Genomic DNA, 22531 nt, shown 5'->3' on the forward strand with positions numbered 1-22531 from the left:
CTCGACGTAGAGGTAGGACGCATGACCTCCCCGATCCCGTGGTACCGCCGGCTGGGGCCCGGACAGTGGAAGGCGTTCGGCGCAGCGTGGCTCGGCTACCTGCTCGACGGCTTCGACTTCGTGATCATCACCCTGGTGCTCACCGAGCTGCGCGACGAGTTCCACCTGTCCCTGGCCACCGCCGCCACGCTGGTGTCCGCCGCGTTCGTGTCGCGCTGGCTGGGCGGGCTTGCGCTCGGCGCGTTCGGCGACCGCTTCGGCCGCCGCCCGGCGATGATCGCCTCCATCGTCCTGTACGCCGCCGGCACCGCGCTGTGCGGTTTCGCCTGGAGCTACTGGTCGCTGTTCGTCTTCCGCGCGATCGTCGGGCTCGGCATGGCCGGGGAGTACGGCGCCAGCAGCACCTACGTGATGGAGAGCTGGCCGAGGGGCCTGCGCAACCGTGCCACCGGTTTCCTGCTGTCGGCCTACCCGATCGGGTCCGTCCTGGCCGCTCGCGCGTACGACCTGATCGTGCCGCACCTGGGCTGGCGGTGGCTGTTCTGGATCGGGATCGTGCCGGTCTTCGTGGCGCTGTGGCTGCGCCGGGCGCTGCCCGAGGCCGGGGACTGGACGGCGGAGGTCGGCTCCGGCAACGTGCGGTCGACGAGCGCGACCGCGCTGCTCGACCGGCGCTGGGCGGCGGTCAACGTGGTCGTCACGCTGGTGCTCGCGACCAGCCTCGTGCTGATCTTCTCCGGCCACGCCGGCGGGCTCTACCCGCTGTGCATCGCCCTGTGCGTGATCGGGTTCGCCGTGTTCGCCGTGCAGATCAGCGGCCGGGCGTGGCCGATGGCGGTCGGGCTGATGCTGACCGTGTTCTGCGCGTTCCTCTACTCGTGGCCGATCCAGTCGCTGCTGCCGACCTACCTGAAGACCGTGCTGCACTACAACGCCGGTCAGGTCGCGAACGCGCTGACCTGGGCCGGGCTCGGCTACGCGGCCGGGTCGTGCCTGGCCGGAGTCGTCGGTGACCGGTTCGGCACGCGGGCCACCTACGTCGGCGGGCTGCTGCTATCGCTGGTGTTCGTGTTCCCCGCGTTCGCGCTCGGGTCCGGCAGCATCGTGCTGGTGTGGCTGCTGCTGTTCGTGTTGCAGGGCACCAGTTCCGGAATCTCGGGGTTGCTGCCGAAGTACATCGGCGACCACTTCCCGACCCGGACGCGGGCGGCGAGCCTCGGGTTCACCTACAACGTCGGTGCCCTCGGCGGCGCGGTCGCCCCGCTGCTCGGGGCGCAGGTGGCCGGGCACATCGGGCTCGGTCCGGCGCTGGGCTGGCTCGCGGCCGGCCTGACGCTGCTCACCGCGCTGCTGGTCGGGTTCGACGTGCCGGCGCGGCTGGGCAGGCTCGGGAACCGGGAGTCGGCGCCGGTCGGCTGAACCGCGCGCCGCGGGCGTGGCGACGAACCCGGCCACCTCAGGACTCGTTCGCCGTGATCCAGGCGGCGATCTGGGTGCGCGAGCTGAAGCCCAGCTTGGCCAGGATGTGCTCGACGTGGCTTTCCGCGGTGCGCTGGGAGATGACCAGCCGGCCGGCGATCTGGCGGTTGCTCAGCCCCTTGGCCACCAGGCCCGCGATCTCCTTCTCGCGCGTGGTGAGCGGGTGGCGGGACGACGTCGCCGGGGCGGTCCGGGTCCGCCGCTCGTCCAGGGCGAACGCCACCGCGTTCTCGAACGACATCGCCGCGCCGCGCGCGTACTCCTGCTCGAACGCCTCGCCGCCCAGGGCATTCCGGGCCGGTGCCGCGGCGCGCGTTTCGGACACCTGCCGCAGGGCCGCTTCGATGCGTCCCGCGCCGGACAGCCGCCACGCGGTCGCGGCGGCGCCGAGCAGGCGGGCGGTCCGGGTGAACCGCCGGTCCGAGGCCGAGCACCAGGCCAGTGACTCCAGGGCCAGCGCGGCCCCGGAATGGTCGCCCGCGGGCTCGCGCAGCCGGATCGCCTCCCGGTGCAGGCGTTCCGCGCGCCGCACGTCACCGCGCCGCCAGACCGCCAGCCCCAGCACCCACACGGCCAGCGCGGTGTACCACGGCGGGTTTCCGTGGCTCGCGCACAACGCGACCGCCTGCTCCGCGGCGGCTTCGGCGTCCGGCTCGCCCAGCACGAACCGCGCCAGGGCCAGGTAGGACAGGATCTGCAGCGGCAGCGCGTCCTTGCCGATCGCCGCGCACTCCTCCTGCGCCTTCTCCAGCAGCTCACCGGCCCAGCGCGGGTCGCCGAGGAAGTAGCGGCTGACCCCCTCGCACACCAGCAGTTCGACGTCGATCGCCGGATCGCGCAGGTGCGCGGCGATCGACCGGTACTCCCGCAGCCGGCCGCCGAAACCCTTGCGCACCCCCAGCCAGGTGGAGGCGAGCAGCGACGCGTGCAAGGCGCGCGCCCGTTCCCGCGACGGCCCGCTGTCCCGCGCCAGTACCCGGTCCAGCCAGCGGCCGCCTTCCACGAGGTGGCCGCCCGCGATCCAGAACGTGGACAGGTTGCCCGCCATCTCCAGCGCGGGCCGCGGATCCGGCTCCTCGAGCCACGATTCCAGGGCGCCGCGCAGGTTGGCGTGCTCGCTCTGCAGCCGCGCGATCCATTCCTGCTGCCGCGCGGTGATCTTCTCCGTGGTGAAGCGGCGGGCGAGCTCGCGGTAGTAGTCGCGGTGCCGGCGCACCGGTTCGGCCGGGTCGCCGCGCTCGGCGAGCCGGGCCGCGCCGAACTCGGCGAGGGTTTCCAGCATGTGGTAGCGCGCGCCGTGGCCGTAGGTGTCCCGCTCGCGCACCAGAACCGATTTGTCGACCAGGCCGGCGAGCACGTTCAGCACGGTGCCGTCATCAGCGTCAGCACCGTCGGTGCTGCCCTCGGTCAGGCACACGTACTCGGCGGCCGGCAGGTCGAACCCGCCGCGGAACACCGACAGCCGCTCCCACGCCCGCTGCTCGGCGGGCAGGCACAGCTGGTAGGTCCAGTCCACCAGCGCCTCCAGTCCCTGCTGGCGCGGTGGCGCGGTGCGCGTGGCCTCGGTCAGCAGCGCGAACCGGTCGGCGAGGCGGTCGTTGAGCTCGGTCAGCGACAGGGTGCGCAGCCACACCGCGGCCAGCTCGATCGCCAGCGGCAGTCCCTCCAGGCGGCGGCAGATGGTGGCGACCAGCGCCTCGTTGGCCCCGGTGAGCGTGAAGCCGGGCGACACCGCGGCGGCGCGGTCGGCGAACAACGACACCGCGTCCCAGCCGTCGGCGCGCTCGCTCGTCCCACTCCCGATGGGCAGGTCGAGTGGCTCGACCGGCAGCAGGTGCTCACCCTCCACGGACAACCGCTGGCGGCTCGTGGCCAGCACGCGCAGGCCGCTCGTCGCGGCGAGCAGTTTGCCGATCAGCGTCGCGCAGGCGTCGGCGAGGTGCTCGCAGTTGTCCAGCACCAGCAGCACCTGCCGGTCGGCGAGGAACCGGGCCAGCCGGTCGGCGGGATCGACGGCCTCGTCCCGCAGGCCGAGCGCGGTGGCGATGGTCTGCGGCAGCAGCGCCGGATCGTCGAGCGCGGCCAGCTCGGCGAAGTGCACCCCGTCCGGGAACGCCCGGGTCAACCCCGCCGCGGCACGCACGGCGAGCCTGGTCTTGCCCACCCCGCCCAGGCCGGTGAGCGTCACCAGGCGGGCAGCCGACAGTAACCGCCGGATCTCGGCGAGTTCCTGCCGCCGGCCGACGAAGCTCGTGAGCTCGCTCGGAAGTGTGCCCGCCACTGCAACAGCCTAGTTGGCGCGGGCGTTGATCGGTGCCATCCGGACAGTTCGAATACTGGGGGTATCCGACGGCCGGGTGGCCGCCTGGTGGTGCGAGCGCTTCTCGCGTAACGTCCGACCTGCGGTTATCTCGGCAGGAGCGGAGGGCCCCGGCGATGCGATCGATGTGGAAGGGCTCGGTGTCGTTCGGGCTGGTCACCATTCCGATCAACCTCTACACGGCCACCGAGAACAAGAACGTGTCCCTGCGTCAGGTGCACGTCGCCGACGGCGGGCGGATCCAGTACAAGCGCTTCTGCACGATCGACGGCGAGGAAGTGCCCTACGCCGACATCGCCAAGGGTTACGAGACCGACGACGGCGAGATGGTCGTGATCACCGACGACGACCTCAAGGACCTGCCGCTGTCCAGTTCCAACGTGATCGACGTGCTGGAGTTCGTGCCACTCGAGGCCATCGACCCGCTGCACTTCGACCGGCACTACTACCTGGAGCCGCAGAAGGCGGCGGTCAAGCCGTACGTGCTGCTGCGCGACGCGCTGCACAAGTCGGGCCACGTCGCGATCGCCAAGGTCGCGCTGCGCCAGCGGGAGACCCTCGCCCTGTTGCGCGTGCACGCCGACGTCATGGTGATGACCACCATGCTGTGGCCGGACGAGGTGCGCACCCCCGACTTCGGTTTCCTGCGCGACGAGCTGCCCCAGGTCCGGCCCCAGGAGCTCAGCATGGCCGGCTCGCTGATCGACTCGCTGTCCGAGCCGGTGTTCGACCCGGGCAAGTACACCGACCACTACCGCGAGGCACTGGAAGCGGTCATCGACGCCAAGATCGCCGGCAAGAAGACCACGCGGCCCGCGGGCCGGTCGCCGAAGACCGACGTGGTCGACCTGATGGCGGCGCTGGAGGCCAGCGTCAGCGAGGCGAAGAAGGCCCGCAAACCGGCCAAGCGGACGCCCGCCAAGAAGTCCGCCGGGACCTCGTCCACGTCGTCCACCTCGTCCACCTCGGGGCGCGGCCGCCGCTCACCCAAGAGTGCCTGACCGCACACCGACACGCCGGGGCGCCCTCCCACCGTCCGGCCGGGCTGGGTGGTACCAAGGTGCCGCAACCCCTACCGGCGGAAGGTGTCAGACATGGAGTGCCCCAGCTGCGCACGGGACCTCGACCACTGCCACGGCACCCTCGTCCTGCACGTCGACGCCCTGGTGGAGTGCACCGAACCGGACTGCACCGACACCGACCTGGTGCGGCACCGTCTCACGATCCGGTGCGACGAGGTGGACGGCGGCTGCGTCTGCACGGCCGACCACACCGTGGAGTACGCGCGGGCGTCCTGATCACCGCACCACGTTGACCAGCGGCTCGCCGCGCGCGAAGCGTTCGAGCTGCTGCTCCACCAGCCGCTTCGCCCGCGGGTAGAACGAGTCCGAGCCGCCCGCGACGTGCGGGGTGATGATCGATCCCGGCAGCCGCCACAGCGGGTGCTCCGGCGGCAGCGGCTCCGGGTCCACCACATCCAGCGCCGCCCGCAGCCGGCCGTCCGAGACCTCCTTCGTCAGCGCCGCGGTGTCGATCGCGGTGCCGCGGCCGACGTTGACCACCAGCGCCCCGTCCGGCAGGGCCGCCAGTTCTGGTGCGCCGATCAGCCCGCGGGTGGCCGGGGTGTCCGGCAAGATCAGCACGACGATGCTCGCGCCCGGCAGGAGGTCCGCCAGCTCGCCGACGCCGTGCACGCCCGCGCGCGGGGTGCTCGCCACGCGCACCACGTCGGCCGCACCGGCCACCAGGTACCGCTCGACGGCCTGGCCGATCGAGCCGTAGCCGACCAGCAGGACACGCTCGTCGGCGAGCGAGCGGGTGTGCTCGCGGTCCCAGGAGCCGCTGCGCTGCTGGCGGAACCAGCGCGGCAGGTTCCGCTGCGCGGCCAGGATCAGCGCGAGCGTGTGCTCGGCGACGCTCAGGTCGTGCAGGCCCCGGCCGTTGGCCAGCGTGACGCCCTCGGGGATCAGCGGCCGCAGGCTGTCCACGCCCGCCGACAGCGACTGCACCACCTTCAGCGACGGCATCCGCGCGATGAGTTCCGGTGGTCGCGGGCCGCTGTCGTAGGGCAGCACGTAGAACTCCACGCCGTCCAGGCCGGGTGGCGTCCCGGTGCCGTCGTAGCAGGCGGCTTCCAGGCCGGCCGGGACGGCGACATCGGACCAGGGGAGCAGAACTCGGGGTGTCATGCGACCTTCCTCTTCGGGGACCGGACGGCGAACAGGACCAGCGCGGACGCGGCCATCGTGCCCGCCAGCATCAGGAACGCGGCGGCGTCGGTGCCGGTGGCGGTGCGCAACCAGCCCACCAGATACGTGCCGAGGAAGCCACCCAGGGCGCCGGCCGCGTTGACCAGCGCGACGGCGATCCCGGCGGTGCGGCGCGGCAGCAGCTCCGGGATCATCGCGAAGAACGGCCCGTAGGGTGCGTACATCGCGATCCCGGCGAGGATCAGCAGCGGGAACGACAGCCAGAAGGCGCTGTGGCCGGCCAGGTAGGAGCCGTAGAACGTGATCGCGCCGGCGAGCAGCCACGGCCACACGTACCGGATCCTGCGGTGGGCGCGGTCGGACAGGCGCGAGTTGAGCAGCATCGCGACCACGGCGAAGGCGTAGGGCACGGCCGACAGCAGGCCGGTGGCGCCGATGCCGGCCGACGATCCGGCTTTCACGATCGAGGGCAGCCAGAACACGAACCCGTAGACGCCGATGCTCCACAGCAGGTACTGCGCGGCGAGGATCAGCACGGACGGGGTGCGCAGGGCTTCGGCGAGCGGGTGGCGCCCGGTGGTCTCCGCGGCCGGCGCCAGGTCGGCCTGCTCCGCGGCGATCGCGGTGTCGACGGCCGCGCGTTCGGCCGCCGCCAGCCACGCCGCGTCGGCGGGGCGGTCGCGCACCTGCGCGCGGAAGAAGAACGCCCAGACCAGCGCCGGAATGCCCTCGATGATGAACATGCCGCGCCAGTTGGTGGCCTCGACCAGGTAGCCCGACGCCGCGGACAGCCACATGACGGTCACCGGGTTGCCGAGGATGAGGAAGGCGTTGGCGCGGCCGCGTTCGGCCTTCGTGAACCAGCGGGCGAGCAGGACCACGAGCGCGGGCAGCACCGCGGCCTCGACGGCGCCGAGCAGGAAGCGGACCACGATCAGCAGCACGACGGAGCTGAGCAGCCCCTGCAGCGTGGCGAGCAGGCCCCAGGCCAGCACCGACCAGAAGATCAGGTCGCGGACGCTGCGGCGGTCGGCGTAGAGCACCCCGGGGACCTGCAACAGGAAGTAGCCGGCGAAGAACGAGGCTCCGATGAGGCCCGAGGTCGAACTCGTGATGCCCAGGTCCTCGGCCATGCCCCCGGCCGCGGCGATGGAGAAGTTCGAGCGGTCGAGGTAGGCCAGGCTGTAGGTGACGAAGACGATCGGGATCAGGCGCAGCCAGCGCTGTCTCCCCGGCGTCGTCGCCCTGCCGGTCACTGGCGGGCTCCCCATGTCGGCCTCCTTGCCATGCTTTCCATGATATGGAAAACTATTCCGCGATATGGTGCCCGATGAGTGTGGGACCTCGACCGGACGGCGTCAAGGGGTGGTGTGTGGCCGACATGGTGGGCAAGGCCCTGCGGGTGCTGTCGCTGCTCGGTGAGTACCCGGACGGGGTCGGGCTGTCCGAGCTGGCGCGGCGCGCGGGCTACCCGGTGAGCACCACGCACCGGCTGCTGAGTTCGTTGCAGGAGCAGGGTTTCGCGCGCAGCGATCCGGCGTCGAAGCGGTACGCGCTGGGGTTGCGGCTGTTCGAGCTGGGGCAGCGGGTGTCGCACGCCCGCGGCTTCGCCGGGGTGGCGTTGCCGGTGCTGCGTGCGCTGACCGACCAGACCGGCGAGCCGACGCTGATGGCCGTGCTCGACGGGCACGAACAGGTGTACGTGCATTCGGTGCGGGGTCCACGGCAGATCCAGATCCGCGGCGAACCGGGGCAGCGCGGCCCGCTGCACTGCACGTCGATGGGGAAGTGCCTGGTGGCGTTCGCCCCGGACCGGGCAGCGCTGGTGGAGTCGCTGGAGCTGACCGCGCTGTCGCCGCGGACGATCACCACGCGGGCGGAGTTCGCGCGGGAGATCGCCTCCGTGCGGGCGCGTGGCTACGCGGTGGCCGACGAGGAGCACGAGCCGGGGATAAGGGCGGTCGGCGTGCCGGTCCTGGCCCCGGACGGCACCGCGATCGCCGCCGTGTCCACCGCCGCGCCCGCGTACCGCGTGACGATGGCCGAGCTGGAGGCGTTCGTGCCCGCCCTGCGGGCCGCGGCGCGCGAACTGGCCGCGTCCCTGCCGCGCTGAACCGCCGCCCGATAACCGGTTGTAGCCCGGACACCGGGGTTGACTACGCTGTTCACACCGTGTTTCGACCCCGAGGAGCACCCCAGTGATCACCAGGATGTCGTCGCTGTTCCTGCGCACGCTGCGCGAGGATCCGGCCGACGCCGAGGTTCCCAGCCACAAGCTGCTGACGCGGGCCGGCTACGTCCGCCGGGTCGCGCCGGGCGGGTACTCGTGGCTGCCGCTGGGTCTGCGGGTGCTGCGCCGGATCGAGAACATCGTCCGCGAGGAGATGGACGCGATCGGCGGTCAGGAGATCCTTTTCCCCGCGCTGCTGCCGCGCGAGCCGTACGAGGCGACCGGCCGCTGGCGCGAGTACGGCGACGCCCTGTTCCGCATCAAGGACCGCAAGGGCGCCGACTACCTCCTCGGCCCGACGCACGAGGAGCTGTTCGCGCTCACCGTCAAGGGCGAGTACAGCTCGTACAAGGACTACCCGGTCGTCCTGTACCAGATCCAGACGAAGTACCGCGACGAGGCCCGTCCCCGCGCCGGCATCCTCCGCGGCCGCGAGTTCGTCATGAAGGACTCCTACTCCTTCGACCTGGACGACGACGGTCTGTCCCGGTCCTACCAGCTGCACCGCGACGCCTACATCCGCATCTTCGACCGCCTGGGCCTGGACTACGTGATCGTCGCGGCCACCTCCGGTGCGATGGGCGGCTCGGCGTCGGAGGAGTTCCTCGCCGTCGCCGAGACGGGTGAGGACACCTACGTCCGCAGCAGCGAGTCCGGGTACGCGGCCAACGTCGAGGCCGTCGTCACGCCCGCGCCGCCGGAGCAGTCCGTCGAGGACAAGCCCGCGGCGCAGGTGCACCACACGCCGAACACGCCGACGATCCAGACCCTGGTCGACCACCTCAACAGCCGCACCGACCTGGGCCGCACCTTCACGGCGGCGGACACCCTCAAGAACGTGATGGTGAAGATCCGCCGGCCGGGCGAGAAGGACTGGCAGATCATCGGCATCGGCATTCCGGGCGACCGCGAGGTCGACCCGAAGCGGCTGGAGGCGTCCCTGGAGCCGGCGGAGGTCGCGCTGCTCGAGGAGGCCGACTTCGCCGCCAACCCGTTCCTGGTCAAGGGCTACATCGGCCCGAAGGCGCTGCAGGACAACGGGATCCGCTACCTGGTCGACCCGCGGGTGGTCACCGGCACCGCGTGGGTGACCGGTGCGGACAAGGCCGACCACCACGTCGTCGACCTCGTCGCGGGCCGTGACTTCCGGCCGGACGGCCACATCGAGGCCGCGGAGGTCCGCGAGGGCGACGCGTCCCCGGACGGCCGGGGCACGCTGGTCGCGGCGCGCGGCATCGAGATCGGGCACATCTTCCAGCTGGGCCGCAAGTACACCGACACGTTCCAGGTGGACGCGCTCGGCGCCGACTCGAAGCCGGTCCGCATCACGATGGGCTCCTACGGCATCGGGGTGTCCCGCCTGGTCGGTGTGATCGCCGAGCAGAGCCACGACGAGCTCGGCCTGGTGTGGCCGCGCGAGGTGGCGCCCTACGACGTGCACGTGGTGATCGCGGGCAAGGACGAGTCGATCGCGGCGGGCGCGGAGAAGCTGGCCGCCGACCTGGACGCCGCCGGGGTGCAGGTCCTGCTGGACGACCGCAAGGCCTCGCCGGGTGTCAAGTTCGCCGACGCGGAGCTCCTCGGCGTGCCCACGATCCTGGTGGTGGGCCGCGGCCTGGCGAAGGGCGTCGTGGAGGTCAAGGACCGCAAGTCCGGCGAGCGCGAGGAGATCGCCGTGGACGCGGTGGCCGGTCACCTGGTGAAGCTCATCCGCGGCTGAGCAACGGGAGCGGCCCGCCGGGCAGGCCGCTCCCGTGCCGGTCAGCCCTCGCCGAAGACGGCTGCCAGCACCCGGTTCGTATCGCTCAGGTCGCGCAGCACGACCTGGGCGCCCGCGTCGCGCAGCGCCTGCTCGTCGAAGCGGCCGGTCGCCACGCCCACCGCGACGGCGCCGTGCGCCCGTGCCGCGTCGATGTCGTGCGGCGTGTCGCCCACGACGACCACCGAGGCGGGCTCGAACGGTGATCCGTGTGCCGCCCGCGCCCGGTCCACCGCGTAGGCCACCAGGTCGGGCCGGTGCGCGGAGAGGTTGCCGTAGCCGCCGATCTCGAAGTCCAGGTGCGTGTGCAGGCTGAACGCGGACAGCTTGTGCCAGGCGATGTCCCGCAGGTTGCCGGTCACCAGTGACTGCAACGCCCCGCCCGCGCCGGCCACCCCGGCCAGCGCCGCGGCGGCGCCGGGGAGCGCCAGGCCCTGCTTGCCGAGCTCCGGCAGTGCTGTTTCCGACACCGCGGTCAGCGCCGCCCACATCCGCTGGATCAGTTCCTCGGTGGGCTCGATCCCGTGCCGGGTCAGCAATTCCACGGTGATGGCGCGCTCGGTCCGGCCGAAGAAGTCCGGCATCTCGGTCAGCGTCACGCCGGTCACCTCGGTGAGCACCTGCCGGTACCAGCCGCGGCCGGCGCCACGCAGGTCGATGAGGGTCTGGTCGATGTCCCACAGCACCAGCCGGTGCGTACTGCTCGTCACGTCCGCGACGCTACCAATCCCGGTATTCATCACGCGTTGACTTCTGCGCGGAACCGTGTCTACCCTGAAATTCAACACAGGAAGAATTCAATCGGAGGTTCCCATGACCGGAACATCCACCCGGCGGATCGCCGGGCTCGCCGCCCTGGCCGGCGCGGTGATCGCGGTGGTACTGGGGTTCCTCACCGTGGGCGTGCAGGCGTCGGTCGCACCGCACGGACTTCCCGTCGCGGTCGCCGTGCCCGACCACGCGCCGCCCCCGTTGCGGGCCGCGGCGCAGCGCCTCACCACGGCGAACGGCGACGCCCTGAGCGTGCGGCTCACCTCACCGGAGCAGGGCAGGCAGCTGCTCGACGACAAGAAGGTCTACGGCGTCCTGGAACTCGCCCCGGGGCAGGTCGGTGTCGTCGTGTCGGGCGCGGTCAACCCGGCCGGCACCCAGGTCGCGCAGCAGGCGCTCACCGGGGCCGGCCAGGCGCTGTCGGCCGCGATGGCGCAGGCGACCGGCACCCCGGCCGCGCCGGTGCGGGTGGAGACCGTGCACCCGGCGAGCCCGGCGGGACGCGTCGCGCCGCTCGCGGTGAGCATCCTGGCCTGGGTCGGCAGCCTCGCCGCGGGTGCGCTGCTGGTGTTTCTCGGCCGGCGGTCCGGCGGGCGGATCGGCACCGCGGCCCGCCTGACCCAAATCGCGGCCACCGCGGTGCTGATCACGGCGGTCGCCGCGGGGTTCCTGGCCCTGTGGGACTCGTCGTTGACCCCCGGCTGGGACGTCCTCGGGTACGTCCTGCTGACCGCGGCGGCGTTCGCGGCCGTGCAGGCCGCCTTGCTGCGGCTGCTGGGTATCCGGGCGATGGCGATCCTCGGCCCGCTCTACCTGCTCGCGCCGAACGTGGCCGGGCAGGTGCCGGAGCTGCTGAACCCGGCCTACCGGATCCTGCTGTGGTCGTGGACGCCGTTCCGGTTCTCCACCGAGGGCATCCGCAGCCTGCTGCAGGGCATCCCGGGCGCCCCCGACGTCACCACCGGCGTGTGGGTGCTCGGCGCGATGCTCGTCGCCGGGCTGGTCGTCGTCCTCTGGCCCGGCCGCGCGCCGCGGCCGGCGCCGGTCCCGGCGGCCGAGCTTCAGCCGGCCAGGTAGCTGAACCGGACGCGCCGGACCGGGTTGTCGATGTTGGTGTCCACCAGGCAGATCGACTGCCAGGTGCCCAGCGCCGGCGACCCGTTCAGCACGGGCACGCTCGCGTACGGCGGCACCAGCGCGGGCAGCACGTGGTCCCGGCCGTGACCGGCGCTGCCGTGCTGGTGCCGCCACCGCTGGTCGCGGGGCAGCAGGTCGTCCAGCGCGGTGAGCAGGTCCTCGTCACTGCCCGCGCCGGTCTCCAGGATCGCCAGGCCCGCCGTGGCGTGCGGCACGAAGACGTGCAGCAGCCCGTCGGCGGCCGCCGCCTCGGCGAGGAACGCCTCGGTCTCCTTCGTCAGGTCGTGCACGACGGCCCGGCCGCCGGTCTTCACCTCGATCTCCGTGGAGTACATGGCTCCCACCGTAAGCGTCCCAAGGGGTGGTACGCGAAATAGCGCGCACCACCCGATCGCTGGACGGTGGGAGGCGAAAGGAGCGAGGCATGGTTCATCTCGCGGTGGCACTGGAGGGCGCGGGCTGGCACCCCGCCGCGTGGCGCGAGCCGGACGCGCGCCCGGACGAGCTGTTCCGCCCGCGCTACTGGGGCGATCTGGTGACCGAGGCAGAACGCGGCCTGCTGGATTTCGTGACGATCGAGGACTCCCTCGGTGCCCCCCGGGACGGGCGCACCGACCGGGTGGACGGGCGGCTGGACGCGGTGCTGGTCGCGTCCCGCGTCGCGCCACTGACCCGGCACCTCGGGTTCCTGCCGACCGCGGTCGCGACCCACACCGAGCCGTTCCACCTGTCCAAGGCGATCGCCACACTCGATTTCGTCTCGTCCGGCCGCGCCGGGGTCCGGGTCCGGATCGCGAGCAGCCCCGAGGACGCGCGGCACTTCGGCCGCCGCGAGTTCCCGGTGCCGCTGCCGGACCTGGCCGAGGAGGCCGGCGACTGGGTCGAGGTGGTGCGGCGCCTGTGGGACAGCTGGGAGGACGACGCGGAGATCCGCGACGTCGCGACCGGCCGCTTCGTCGACCGCGACAAGCTGCACCACATCGACTTCACCGGCCGGTTCTTCAGCGTGGCGGGCCCGTCGATCACGCCGCGCCCGCCGCAGGGTCAGCCCCCGGTCGCCGTGCTCTCGCACATCGGCGAGATCCACCGGCTCGCCGCCCGCGCCGCCGATCTGGTGTTCGTCACCCCGCACGACCGTGAGCAGGCGCGGTCGCTGTCGGCGGAGCTGCGCGGGCTACGGCCGGATCTGCTCGTCTTCGGCGACGTCGTGGTGTTCCTCGACGAGACCGAGCAGGCGGCGCGGGACCGCAAGGCGCGGCTGGACGATCTCGACGGGGCCGGGTACACCTCCGATGCCCTGGTGTTCACCGGCACGCCCGCCCAGCTGGCCGGTCAGCTGCTCGCGTGGCGCGACGCCGGGCTGGCCGGTTTCCGGCTGCGCCCGGCCGCACTGCCGCACGACCTCACCGCCATCACCCGCGGGCTCGTGCCCGAACTCCAGCAGCGCGGCGCGTTCCGCCGCGAGTACGAGGCCACCACGCTGCGGGGACTGCTCGGCCTGAGCCGCCCCGCCAACCGGTACGCAGGAGCGTCGCGATGAAGCAGATCCACCTCGCCGCGCACTTCCCCGGCGTCAACAACACCACGGTGTGGAGCGATCCGCAGGCGGGCAGCCACATCGAGTTCTCGTCGTTCGCGCACCTCGCGCGGACCGCGGAACGGGCGAAGTTCGACTTCTTCTTCCTCGCCGAGGGGCTGCGGCTGCGCGAGCACGCCGGCCGGATCTACGACCTCGACGTGGTCGGCCGCCCGGACACGTTCACCGTGCTGGCCGGGCTCGCGGCGGTCACCGAGCGCCTGGGCCTGACCGGCACGATCAACTCGACGTTCAACGAGCCCTACGAGGTGGCCCGCCAGTTCGCCAGCCTGGACCACCTGTCCGAGGGGCGCGCCGGGTGGAACGTGGTGACCTCGTGGGACGCCTTCACCGGGGAGAACTTCCGCCGCGGCGGTTACCTGCCCGAGGACCAGCGGTACCAGCGGGCGAAACTGTTCCTGGACACGGCGTTCGAGTTGTTCGACTCGTGGCGCACGGACGACATCGTGGCGGACAAGTCGTCCGGCGTGTTCCTGCGCGACCCGCGCGCGGGCTCGTTCGAGCGGCACGACGCGCAGTTCGACATCGCGGGCCGGTTCACCGTGCCGCGCAGCCCGCAGGGCAGGCCGGTGATCCTGCAGGCGGGCGACTCCGACGAGGGCCGGGAGTTCGCGGCCGCGACCGCGGACGCGATCTTCACGCGGCACGGCACGCTGGACGCGGGGCGGAAGTTCTACGCCGACGTGAAGCGGCGCCTGGCCGCCTACGGGCGCGAGCCGCACCAGCTGCTGGTGCTGCCCGCGGCGACGTTCGTGCTCGGCGACACCGACGCCGAGGCCGAGGAGCTGGCGAGCGTCGTGCGGTACCAGCAGGTGAGCGGCCAGACGGCGATCCGCTTCCTGGAGCAGGTGTGGAACCGCGATCTGTCCGGCTACGACCCGGAGGGCCCGTTGCCCGACGTCGAACCGGTGGTCGGCGGGGACGCGGTCGCCAAGGGCCGCGCGCAGACCCGCATGTACCGCGACCCGGTGGCGACGGTGCGGCAGTGGCGCGAGCTGGCGGCGGCGAAGAACCTGTCGATCCGCGACCTGGTCGTGGAGGTCAGCGGGCGGCAGACGTTCGTCGGCGCCCCGGCGACCGTCGCCGAGGCGATCAACACCTACGTGCAGGAGGACGCGAGCGACGGGTTCATCCTGGTTCCGCACGTCACACCCGGCGGACTGGACCCGTTCGCGGACAAGGTGGTGCCGTTGCTGCAGGAGCGGGGCGTCTTCCGGAGCGAGTACGACGGCACCACGCTGCGCGACCACCTCGGCATCGATCGCTGAACCGCGCGGCCGGTCGGTCAGCTTCCGGCGGCGGAGAACACGACGGGCGGTGCCTTGCGGACCGCCGTGCGCGCGGTCTTCGCCGCCGGGGTGGCGGTTTTCCTGGCACCGGTGCTCCCGGAAGCCGCGGCGCGGGACGGCTTCGCCGCGGCGGCCTTCGGCTGTGCCGCGCTGTCCTGCTTCGTCCCGGCACCGGCCCTGGTGCTCCGCTGCGCGCCGGACGTGGCGGTCTTCGGTTTCGCCGCGGACCCGGCCCTGGTGCCGCGTTTCGCCGTCGTTGCGGTCGTTGCGGTCGTTGCGGTCGTTGCGGTCGTTGCGGTCGCTGCGGTGGCTTTGGTGGCTTTCGGTTTCGTGGCCTTCGGTGTGGCGGTGGCCGGTTTGGCTGCCTTGGTGCCCGCGGCGGGCTTCGCCGTCGCGGTGGTCTTGCGGCCGGTGCCGGACTTCCCGGTGGTCTTCGCCGCGGTGGCCTTCGCGGCCGGAGCCTTGGTGGTGGTCTTCCGGACCGCGGGCTGCGCCGCCGCGGCGGCGGACTTGGCCCGGGCAGCGGCGCCCGTGCGCGCCGGCTTCCCCGGCTTCCCGGTCTTGACCGTCTTGCCGGTCTTCGCCGTCTGCACCGCCTTCGCCGACGGCGCGGGTTCCGCGGTTTTCGCCGTGGTGGCAGGGGACTTGGCGCGGCGCGTGGCCGTCAGGCGGCGCGGCGGGCGCTTGCGGCCACCTGTCCGGCGGCCCGCGCGGACGTAGGTCCCGAGCAGTTCACGGAGGCCGGTGGCGTTCGGGTCCGAGAGGTCGATGTCGTACTCGACGCCGTCCAGGCCGAACCGCACCGTCTCCGCGGCCGGTTCGCCGTTCAGGTCGTCCAGTAGTTGCACCGCGGTGTTCTTCGCCACCGAATACCTCCAGTACTCACGCGTTCGCGCCGAGAATACCCGCCCCACTTGCGCCGGCCGCCCAGCTGGTGTGCGCTGTGCCCATGGCCGACGAGACTTTTGACGTCATCGTGATCGGTGGCGGACCGGTGGGGGAGAACGCGGCGGATCGCGCCGTCAAGGGCGGCCTGTCCGTCGCGCTGGTGGAGTGGGAACGGTTCGGGGGCGAGTGCTCCTACTGGGCGTGCATCCCGAGCAAAGCCTTGCTGCGGCCGGGAAACGCGCTTGCCGCGGCCCGTCGCCTGCCGGGTGTGCCGGTGGGGGAGCGGCTGGATCCCGCGGCGGTGTTCGAGCGCCGCGACTACTTCACCGGCCGGGGGGATGACAGCGGTCAGGTCGAGTGGGCGCGTGGCGCCGGTATCGAGACGATCCGTGGCCGCGGCCGTCTCACGGGTGAGCGCGAGGTCACTGTGGACGGCACCCGGGTGCTGCGCGCGCGGCACGCCGTGGTGATCTGTACCGGCAGCGTCCCGAAGACGCCGCCGATCCCGGGTCTCGACGAGGTGCCGACGTGGGGTTCGCGTGAGGCCACCGCCAGCAGCGCCGTGCCCCGGCGGCTCGCGGTCGTCGGCGGCGGTGTGGTCGGCGTGGAGATGGCGCAGGCGTGGGCGCGGCTCGGTGCGCGGGTGGACCTGATCGTCACCGGGCCGCGCCCGCTGCCGCGGTACCCGGACTTCGCCGGTGACGCGGTCGCCGAGGGCCTGCGTGCCGACGGGGTCCGGCTGCACACCGGCTCGGGCCTGTCCCGGGCGTCCTCAGTGGACGGTGCCGCCCGGCTGGAGCTCGCGGGCGGCGAGACGCTGACCGCCGACCAGGTGCTCGTGGCGACCGGACGGCGGCCGGCCACCGACGACCTCGGCCTCGAGGTGGTGGGGCTGGCCCCGGGCAAGCCGCTGACCGTGGACGACAGCGGAACGGTGACCGAAGTGGACGGTGAATGGCTGTACGCGGCGGGTGACGTGACCGGCCGCGCGCTGCTGACCCACCAGGGCAAGTACGCCGCCCGGATCGTCGGGGACGTCGTCGCCGCCCGCGCGACCGGGAAGCCGGTCGACACCCGTCCGTGGAGCAAGCACAGCAGCACCGCCGACCACTACGCGGTACCGCAGGTGGTCTTCACCGATCCGGAGGTCGCCTCGGTCGGGCTCACCGAGCCGGAACCCGGTGCGCGGCAGCGGGTGGTGGACATCGACATCGCGGTGGCCGGCTCGTCGCTGCACGCCGACGGCTACGCCGGTAAGGCCAGGATGATCGTCGACACCGAGCGTGCGGTGCTGGTCGGTGTGACGTTCGTCGGCCAGGACGTCGCGGAGCTGCTGCACTCGGCGACGGTGGCGATCACCGGCGAGGTGCCGCTGGACCGGTTGTGGCACGCGGTCCCGTCGTTCCCGACGATCAGCGAGGTGTGGCTGCGGCTGCTCGAGGAGTACGGCCTCTAGCCGGAAACCGGTTTGCCGCGCGGCAGGTTGGGCGCCATCCTGTGCCGCGTGCGCGAAGATCACGAGCTGTCCCTGCCTGGCGGGCGGGTGCTGGCGTGGTCGGCGTCCGGGCCGGCGGACGGTGTGCCGGTGCTGTTCCTCGCCGGAGCCGCCACCGGCCGGTCGATGACCTTCGGTGCAGAGCACCTCGACCGTGCCGGCGTCCGGCTGGTGACCGTCGACCGTCCCGGCATGGGCGGGTCGACACCCGATCCCGGCCGCACCGTGCCGTCCACGGCCGCGGACCTCGCGTGCCTGGTGGCGCGCCTCGGCGGCCCGGTGCCGGTGGTGGCGAACTCGCAGGCCGCGGTCTTCGGTCTCGCGCTCGCCGAGCGCGGGATCACCTCCCGGCTGCTGCTGGTGTCGCCCGCCGACGAGGTCGCCGATCCACGCGTGCGCGCCCAGGTGCCCGCCCCGCTCCAGGACGTGGTCGCGCGGGTGGCGGCGGACCCCGAGGGCGCCCGCGCGTTCTTCGCCGGGCTCGGTGCCGACGGGATGGAACGCATGGTGCTGGACGGAGCCGACCCGGCCGACCGCGCGGTGTACCGCGAACCCGTGTTCCTGAGCCGGTATCGCGCCGCGCTGCGGGAGGGATTCGCCCACGGCGGGGCGGGCTACGCCACCGACGCGCTCCTGGCGATGTCGCCGTGGCCGCTGGACTGGCAGGCGATCCGGGCGCCGGTGCTGGTGTGGTTCGGCGAGCGGGACCACGTCCACTCGCCGGACGGGGGTGCACTGCTCGCCTCCCGCATCCCCGGCGCGCGACGCCGGATCGAGCCCGGCGCCGGTGCCGCCCTGCTCTGGACCCACGCCGTCGATGTCCTCGCCGCGGCGACCGGCTAGGAGATGGGCACCCCCAGCGCCGCGCCGGCGGCCCGCAGCAGCGCGGGGTCGTCCGGCGTGGAGTGCCCGCCCGGATAGGCGGCCAGCACGAGCCGGACCGCCTTGCCCGAGACGGCGCTCCGGTAGGCGGCACCGGCGAGGTCCGGGGTGCGCGGCCACCGGTGGGTCTCGGTCGCCAGATCGGTGATTCCGCCGCTGCCGGGCGTGTCCGCGAGCTGCTTGAACGCCGTGGCCTGCTCGTCGCTGCCGAACGTGAGCACGGCGACCGACACCACCACGGCCCGTCCGTCCACGGTCGCCTCGAAGCTGCCGCGTTCCATGCCCGCGCATCCACCGGCCTGCAACCGGGCCTGCAGGTCGCCGTAGGCGTGCGCGGCACACGTGCGGTCCGTGCCGCCGGCCTGTTCGGCGAACTCCACACCGGCGACGGACTGCCGCCCGGCTTTGACGGTGGTGGTCGCGGGCGCGGTGACCGGCTCGCCACCCCCGCCCGTCGTGGCCAGCAGGATCACGGCGACCACCAGCACCAGCGCCGCGGCGATCGCCGCGGCCGGCCGCCACGGCAGCGGCCGCGGCGCCGGGATCGTGCGCACCGGCGCGGCCGCGGAGATCCGGGACACCGGTGGCGCGGCCTCGGGCAGGGGGACCACCGGTGGCATCGCCGCGGGCTCCGCCGGCCGCCGGCGCGGCCGCGGCCCGGCCGGCGGCAGCTTCACCGTCACCGGCTCCTCGGCCGCGGTGAACCCTTCGGCGGCCAGGTCGTCCGCGGTGAGGGTGGCGTGCGGGGCGAGGGTGCCGATCAGCGCGCCTGCTTCGTCCGGTGTGCACGGCCAGGGGGCCGGGGTCAGCGAGGTGATCGCGGCCAGCAGGCTGTTCCGCGTCGGGAACAGGACGCGGACGTGGCCGGCGAGATCGGCGGCCGGCTGCTCGATCTCCTCGGCGAACGGCCCGACCGCGATGATCGTCGCGATCGGCAGGTGCTCGGGGACGTCCGGGCGCAGGCGTTCGGTGACGGCTCCGGCCAGCGCAAGCGCGTGCGTCGCGGGGTTGACGACGTCGCGGTCGGCGACGAGCGGCCACCCGTCGGCCTTCCACTGCCCGGTCAGGGGCGCTTCGAGGCGGATCGCCGGGTCCGGCAGGTCGACGCCGATCACGACGAGGACGGCGCGGGGGAGCACGACGATCGCCTCGACCGGCGGCCGGGCCGGCAGCGGCCGGGCACCGGCGAGCGCGACGCCGCCGGCGATGTCGTCCCCGCGGCCCAGTGCGGCGAGCGCGGCCCGGACGTCGTCGGCGACGCGCGCGGGTTGTGGTTCCAGGCGGACCAACCGCACGGCGCACCTCCCCGAACTCGTCCGCGCGAACACGCTAGCGCGCTGTGGGGCCGCCGGGCCTCGATGGTGTGACGCGTGCGCGGAAGATCTCCCACTTTGGTGGCGCCAGGCGGGTTGTTGGTAATTGACAGTGATCGAGGTCGTTCGGTTAGGTGTTACTCATTGGCAGTCGACGGGGTGGCGCCGGACGACAGCGCTTCCCGGTGCCGGGGAGGCTGGACCGGCCCCCCGGGAGCTTGTGAGCGCTGCGACATCTGAGGTTCCTGTGGCGAAATGCCGTCGGCGGGGTGCAGAATATGGGCAGTCACGTCAAGGACTGCTTCACCGCAGGCGTGCCGAGGCTCGCGAGGTCGTAGGGGAAGACGCCCCTCGTCGAGTAGCGGAGGTCAGCAGTGAGCACCCGTGGCGTGGTTTACGTCCACTCGTCGCCGTCTGCGGTGTGCCCGCACGTCGAGTGGGCGATCTCGGGCACCCTGGGTACCCGGGTCGATCTGAAGTGGACGGCGCAACCCGCCGCTCCAGGGCAGCTGCGTGCCGAGTGCACGTGGAGTGCGCCCGCGGGAACCGGCGCCAAGCTGGCGGCCGGTCTGAAGGCGTGGCCGATGCTGCGGTTCGAGGTGACGGAGGAGCCGAGTGCCGGCGTCGACGGCGAGCGGTTCTGCTACGTGCCCGGGCTGGGTCTGTGGCGCGGCCGTACGAGCGCGAACGGCGACATCGTCGTCGGGGAGGACCAGCTGCGCACCCTCGTCGCGACGTGCCGCGCGGGAGAGCAGCTGACGCACAAGCTGGACGAGCTGCTGGCCGCAGGCTGGGACGAGGCGCTGGAGCCGTTCCGCCACGCGGGCGACGGGGCGCCGGTGACGTGGCTGCACCGCGTGGGGTGAGGTGGCTGCCGGCGATGGTGGCGGCGCGGGGTGACCGATGTCGCGAAAACCTGCTCCGCCCGCGGGTGACGGCCCGCACTACGCTGCCGGTGTGACAGCCGTGCCGGCGCCGCCCCCAGCACCACCACGCTGGCTGGTGCCCGTGGTCATCGTGGTGGTGTCGATCATGGTCGGCGGCGGTCTCCTCGCCCGCGAGCTCTACCGCCTGCCCGAGACCGTGCCGGACGCCATCCTGGCCGAGTCCACGACCGCCCGGCCGCTCGCCCAGCAACCGGGCCCGGACACCGTCGAGCTCACCCCGGACGCCGCCGCGCACCCGCGCAGCGCGGCCGTCCGCACGGTGCTCCAGACCTACTACGACTCGATCAACCACCGCGATTACGACCTGTGGAAAACCGTCGTCACGCGGGAACGGATCCAGGCCAGACCCAGGAGCACCTGGCTCAACGACTACGGCAGCAGCCGCGACGGCAGCATCCTCGTCTACCGCATCAACCCGGTTTCCGACGCCGAGCTGCGCGTCCTCGTCGGGTTCACCAGCACCCAGAACGCCGAGGACGCCCCGCCCGAACTCCCCGAACCGTGTGTCCACTGGCGACTGGTCCTGCCGCTCGCCCTCGAGTCCGGCACGTGGAAGGTCGACGCGGTCACCGGCTCCACCACCCCGGAGCTGTCCCGCTGCTGACGGCATGACGAAGACCCCGGCACCGGGCCGGGGTCTTCGCCGGGAACCGGAACCTAGGCGCCGGTGAACAGCAGCGCCGTGTTGTGGCCGCCGAACCCGAACGAGTTGCTCAGCGCGGCCGCGAGTTCCACCTTTCGGGGCTCCCCGGACACCACGTCGAGCTCGACCTTCGGGTCCAGGTGCTCCAGGTTCAGCGTCGGCGGCACCAGCCCGTGGTAGAGCGACAACAGCGTCAGGATGCCCTCGACCGCCCCCGCGCCACCGACCAGGTGCCCCAGCGCCGACTTCGGCGCGGTCACCACCGGGTGGTCACCGACGGCCTTGCGGATCGCGTTGGCCTCGCCGATGTCACCGACCACGGTGGACGTCGCGTGCGCGTTCACGTGCCCGACGTCGGCCGACGTGAGACCCGCCATCGTCATCGCGTTGGCCATCGCGGCGATCTGCCCGATCCCTTCCGGGTGGTTGCCGGTGATGTGGTGCGCGTCCGAGGTGATGCCGTACCCGGCCAGCCGGCCGTAGACCCGCGCGCCGCGGGCCTTCGCCCGGTCGGCCCGCTCCAGCACGACCACACCGGCACCCTCACCGAGCACGAACCCGTCCCGGTCGGTGTCGAACGGCCGCGACGCGCGCTCCGGCTCGTCGTTGCGCGTGGACACCGTCCGCGCCTGCGCGAAACCGGCGATGGTGATCGGGTGGATGCAGGCCTCCGCACCACCCGCCACCACCACGTCGGCCCGGCCGTTCTGGATCATCTGGTAGCCGTTGGCGATGCCTTCCGCACCGGAGGCGCACGCCGACACCGGCGAGTGCACACCGGCCCTGGCCTTGAGGTCGATGCCGACGTGCGCGGCCGGCCCGTTCGGCATCAGCATCGGCACGGTCAGCGGCGAGACCTTCCGGATGCCGTGCTCCTCCAGCAGGTCGTCCATGGCCAGCAGCGTCAGCGGGCCGCCGATGCCGGTGCCGATGGACACGCCGAGCCGGTCCGGGTCGACGTCGGTGTGCTCGTCGCCGGGCTGTTCGAAACCGGCGTCCGCCCACGCCTGCCGGGCGGCGATGAGCGCGATCTGCTCACACCGGTCCAGCCGGCGTGCCTGCACGCGCGGCAGCTTCTCCGCCGGATCCTCGGCGAGTGTGGCGCCGATCTTGACCGGCAGGTCGAACCTCTCGACCCAGTCGGCCTCGATCCGCCGGATGCCGCTGCGGCCGGCGAGCAAGCCCTCCCACGTGGACGCGACGTCCCCGCCGAGTGGCGTCGTCGCGCCGATCCCGGTGATCACGACGTCGATGTTGCTCATGCGGAGTCTCCCCGAGGTTCAGCCGAAGAATTCAGCTCGTGCTTACTTGGCGTTCGCGGCGACGTAGTCCACGGCGTCGCCGACGGTCTTGAGGTTGGCCAGCTCGTCGTCCGGGATCTTGACCCCGAACTTGTCCTCGGCCTGCACCGCGATCTCCACCATCGACAGCGAGTCGATGTCCAGGTCGTCGACGAAGGACTTCTCCAGGCTCACGTCGTCCTGCGAGACGCCCGCGACCTCCTCGACGATCTCCGCGAGGCCGTTGAGGATCTCCTGCTTGTCCGCCACGATGGTGTTTCCTTTCTGAGG

21 protein-coding genes are annotated in these 22531 nt (G+C 72.6%); 12 read left to right on the forward strand and 9 right to left on the reverse strand.

Features of this window, described 5'->3' with window-relative positions:
- Positions 1–21: 21 nt before the first annotated feature.
- On the forward strand, positions 22–1419 hold the full coding sequence (locus tag FHX45_RS23445; RefSeq protein ID WP_167105942.1) for a sialate:H+ symport family MFS transporter: 1398 nt from the start codon (positions 22–24) through the stop codon (positions 1417–1419).
- A 37-nt stretch (positions 1420–1456) separates the two neighbouring features.
- On the opposite strand, the gene FHX45_RS23450 is transcribed toward FHX45_RS23445, so the two are convergent.
- Positions 1457–3760 (reverse strand): LuxR C-terminal-related transcriptional regulator, encoded by a 2304-nt coding sequence (locus FHX45_RS23450; RefSeq protein ID WP_167105945.1) that lies wholly within the window; start codon positions 3758–3760, stop codon positions 1457–1459.
- Between the two features lie 155 nt (positions 3761–3915).
- Between FHX45_RS23450 and ku the strand changes: the two genes are divergently transcribed.
- Together ku and FHX45_RS23460 are read left to right on the forward strand one after the other, a co-directional pair.
- A complete protein-coding gene (ku, locus tag FHX45_RS23455) occupies positions 3916–4800 on the forward strand; it encodes a non-homologous end joining protein Ku (protein WP_167105948.1) in 885 nt (294 codons plus the stop codon).
- A gap of 93 nt (positions 4801–4893) precedes the next feature.
- Positions 4894–5097 (forward strand): hypothetical protein, encoded by a 204-nt coding sequence (locus FHX45_RS23460; RefSeq protein ID WP_167105952.1) that lies wholly within the window; start codon positions 4894–4896, stop codon positions 5095–5097.
- Here FHX45_RS23460 and FHX45_RS23465 read toward each other — a convergent pair whose 3' ends face one another.
- Complete coding sequence (locus tag FHX45_RS23465) at positions 5098–5988, reverse strand: 2-hydroxyacid dehydrogenase (protein WP_167105955.1); 891 nt, start codon at positions 5986–5988, stop codon at positions 5098–5100.
- Positions 5985–7280, reverse strand: coding sequence for an MFS transporter (locus FHX45_RS23470; RefSeq protein WP_167105958.1), 1296 nt, complete (start codon positions 7278–7280; stop codon positions 5985–5987). Before FHX45_RS23470 ends, FHX45_RS23465 begins: the two co-directional genes overlap by 4 nt.
- 110 nt (positions 7281–7390) lie before the next feature.
- Between FHX45_RS23470 and FHX45_RS23475 the strand changes: the two genes are divergently transcribed.
- Entirely contained in the window at positions 7391–8122 is a 732-nt protein-coding gene (locus tag FHX45_RS23475) for an IclR family transcriptional regulator (protein WP_208407502.1), read from the forward strand.
- Between the two features lie 85 nt (positions 8123–8207).
- The gene (locus tag FHX45_RS23480; RefSeq protein ID WP_167105964.1) at positions 8208–9959 is read left to right on the forward strand and encodes a proline--tRNA ligase; all 1752 of its coding nucleotides are present in this window, start codon (positions 8208–8210) and stop codon (positions 9957–9959) included.
- Between the two features lie 41 nt (positions 9960–10000).
- Here FHX45_RS23480 and FHX45_RS23485 read toward each other — a convergent pair whose 3' ends face one another.
- On the reverse strand, positions 10001–10708 hold the full coding sequence (locus FHX45_RS23485) for a haloacid dehalogenase-like hydrolase (protein WP_167105967.1): 708 nt from the start codon (positions 10706–10708) through the stop codon (positions 10001–10003).
- A gap of 103 nt (positions 10709–10811) precedes the next feature.
- Here FHX45_RS23485 and FHX45_RS23490 point away from each other — a divergent pair, with 103 nt between their 5' ends.
- Complete coding sequence (locus FHX45_RS23490) at positions 10812–11846, forward strand: ABC transporter permease (protein WP_167105970.1); 1035 nt, start codon at positions 10812–10814, stop codon at positions 11844–11846.
- On the opposite strand, the gene FHX45_RS23495 is transcribed toward FHX45_RS23490, so the two are convergent.
- Positions 11831–12241 carry a secondary thiamine-phosphate synthase enzyme YjbQ gene (locus FHX45_RS23495; RefSeq protein WP_167105973.1) on the reverse strand — a complete coding sequence of 137 codons (411 nt, stop codon included), beginning with the start codon at positions 12239–12241 and terminating at the stop codon, positions 11831–11833. The two genes, FHX45_RS23490 and FHX45_RS23495, sit on opposite strands and share 16 nt — an antisense overlap.
- Before the next feature lie 89 nt (positions 12242–12330).
- Between FHX45_RS23495 and FHX45_RS23500 the strand changes: the two genes are divergently transcribed.
- On the forward strand, positions 12331–13446 hold the full coding sequence (locus tag FHX45_RS23500; protein ID WP_167105976.1) for an LLM class flavin-dependent oxidoreductase: 1116 nt from the start codon (positions 12331–12333) through the stop codon (positions 13444–13446).
- A complete protein-coding gene (locus tag FHX45_RS23505; RefSeq protein ID WP_167105979.1) occupies positions 13443–14771 on the forward strand; it encodes an NtaA/DmoA family FMN-dependent monooxygenase in 1329 nt (442 codons plus the stop codon). The genes FHX45_RS23500 and FHX45_RS23505 overlap by 4 nt, the downstream gene beginning before the upstream one ends.
- 17 nt (positions 14772–14788) lie before the next feature.
- On the opposite strand, the gene FHX45_RS28485 is transcribed toward FHX45_RS23505, so the two are convergent.
- Positions 14789–15658, reverse strand: a complete 870-nt coding sequence (locus tag FHX45_RS28485) for an Lsr2 dimerization domain-containing protein (RefSeq protein WP_167105982.1) — start codon at positions 15656–15658, stop codon at positions 14789–14791.
- Between the two features lie 83 nt (positions 15659–15741).
- Between FHX45_RS28485 and FHX45_RS23515 the strand changes: the two genes are divergently transcribed.
- Complete coding sequence (locus tag FHX45_RS23515) at positions 15742–17136, forward strand: dihydrolipoyl dehydrogenase family protein (RefSeq protein WP_167105985.1); 1395 nt, start codon at positions 15742–15744, stop codon at positions 17134–17136.
- A 48-nt stretch (positions 17137–17184) separates the two neighbouring features.
- Positions 17185–18018 (forward strand): alpha/beta fold hydrolase, encoded by an 834-nt coding sequence (locus tag FHX45_RS23520; RefSeq protein ID WP_341771586.1) that lies wholly within the window; start codon positions 17185–17187, stop codon positions 18016–18018.
- On the opposite strand, the gene FHX45_RS23525 is transcribed toward FHX45_RS23520, so the two are convergent.
- Positions 18015–19352, reverse strand: a complete 1338-nt coding sequence (locus FHX45_RS23525; RefSeq protein WP_167105988.1) for a hypothetical protein — start codon at positions 19350–19352, stop codon at positions 18015–18017. The genes FHX45_RS23520 and FHX45_RS23525 overlap by 4 nt on opposite strands.
- Before the next feature lie 392 nt (positions 19353–19744).
- Here FHX45_RS23525 and FHX45_RS23530 point away from each other — a divergent pair, with 392 nt between their 5' ends.
- Complete coding sequence (locus FHX45_RS23530; protein WP_167105991.1) at positions 19745–20236, forward strand: DUF3145 family protein; 492 nt, start codon at positions 19745–19747, stop codon at positions 20234–20236.
- Between the two features lie 136 nt (positions 20237–20372).
- On the forward strand, positions 20373–20921 hold the full coding sequence (locus tag FHX45_RS23535; protein ID WP_167109373.1) for a hypothetical protein: 549 nt from the start codon (positions 20373–20375) through the stop codon (positions 20919–20921).
- 53 nt (positions 20922–20974) lie between these two features.
- Here the strand turns inward: FHX45_RS23535 and FHX45_RS23540 are convergent, their stop codons facing one another.
- Both FHX45_RS23540 and FHX45_RS23545 read right to left on the reverse strand, forming a co-directional pair.
- Positions 20975–22222, reverse strand: a complete 1248-nt coding sequence (locus FHX45_RS23540; RefSeq protein WP_167105994.1) for a beta-ketoacyl-[acyl-carrier-protein] synthase family protein — start codon at positions 22220–22222, stop codon at positions 20975–20977.
- 42 nt (positions 22223–22264) lie between these two features.
- Positions 22265–22510 (reverse strand): acyl carrier protein, encoded by a 246-nt coding sequence (locus FHX45_RS23545; protein ID WP_167105997.1) that lies wholly within the window; start codon positions 22508–22510, stop codon positions 22265–22267.
- Positions 22511–22531: the final 21 nt, after the last annotated feature.

This window comes from Amycolatopsis granulosa (genome assembly GCF_011758745.1).
Taxonomy (GTDB): domain Bacteria; phylum Actinomycetota; class Actinomycetes; order Mycobacteriales; family Pseudonocardiaceae; genus Amycolatopsis_E; species Amycolatopsis_E granulosa.

Excerpts from the sequence above, each read along its gene's own strand:
- FHX45_RS23540 (WP_167105994.1), bottom strand. The coding sequence starts at position 22,222 with ATGAGCAACATCGACGTCGTGATCACCGGGATCGGCGCGACGACGCCA.
- FHX45_RS23460 (WP_167105952.1), top strand. The coding sequence starts at position 4,894 with ATGGAGTGCCCCAGCTGCGCACGGGACCTCGACCACTGCCACGGCACC.
- FHX45_RS23490 (WP_167105970.1), top strand. The coding sequence starts at position 10,812 with ATGACCGGAACATCCACCCGGCGGATCGCCGGGCTCGCCGCCCTGGCC.
- FHX45_RS23445 (WP_167105942.1), top strand. The coding sequence starts at position 22 with ATGACCTCCCCGATCCCGTGGTACCGCCGGCTGGGGCCCGGACAGTGG.
- ku (WP_167105948.1), top strand. The coding sequence starts at position 3,916 with ATGCGATCGATGTGGAAGGGCTCGGTGTCGTTCGGGCTGGTCACCATT.
- FHX45_RS23470 (WP_167105958.1), bottom strand. The coding sequence starts at position 7,280 with ATGGGGAGCCCGCCAGTGACCGGCAGGGCGACGACGCCGGGGAGACAG.
- FHX45_RS23495 (WP_167105973.1), bottom strand. The coding sequence starts at position 12,241 with ATGTACTCCACGGAGATCGAGGTGAAGACCGGCGGCCGGGCCGTCGTG.
- FHX45_RS23475 (WP_208407502.1), top strand. The coding sequence starts at position 7,391 with ATGGTGGGCAAGGCCCTGCGGGTGCTGTCGCTGCTCGGTGAGTACCCG.
- FHX45_RS23505 (WP_167105979.1), top strand. The coding sequence starts at position 13,443 with ATGAAGCAGATCCACCTCGCCGCGCACTTCCCCGGCGTCAACAACACC.
- FHX45_RS23500 (WP_167105976.1), top strand. The coding sequence starts at position 12,331 with ATGGTTCATCTCGCGGTGGCACTGGAGGGCGCGGGCTGGCACCCCGCC.
- FHX45_RS23465 (WP_167105955.1), bottom strand. The coding sequence starts at position 5,988 with ATGACACCCCGAGTTCTGCTCCCCTGGTCCGATGTCGCCGTCCCGGCC.
- FHX45_RS23515 (WP_167105985.1), top strand. The coding sequence starts at position 15,742 with ATGGCCGACGAGACTTTTGACGTCATCGTGATCGGTGGCGGACCGGTG.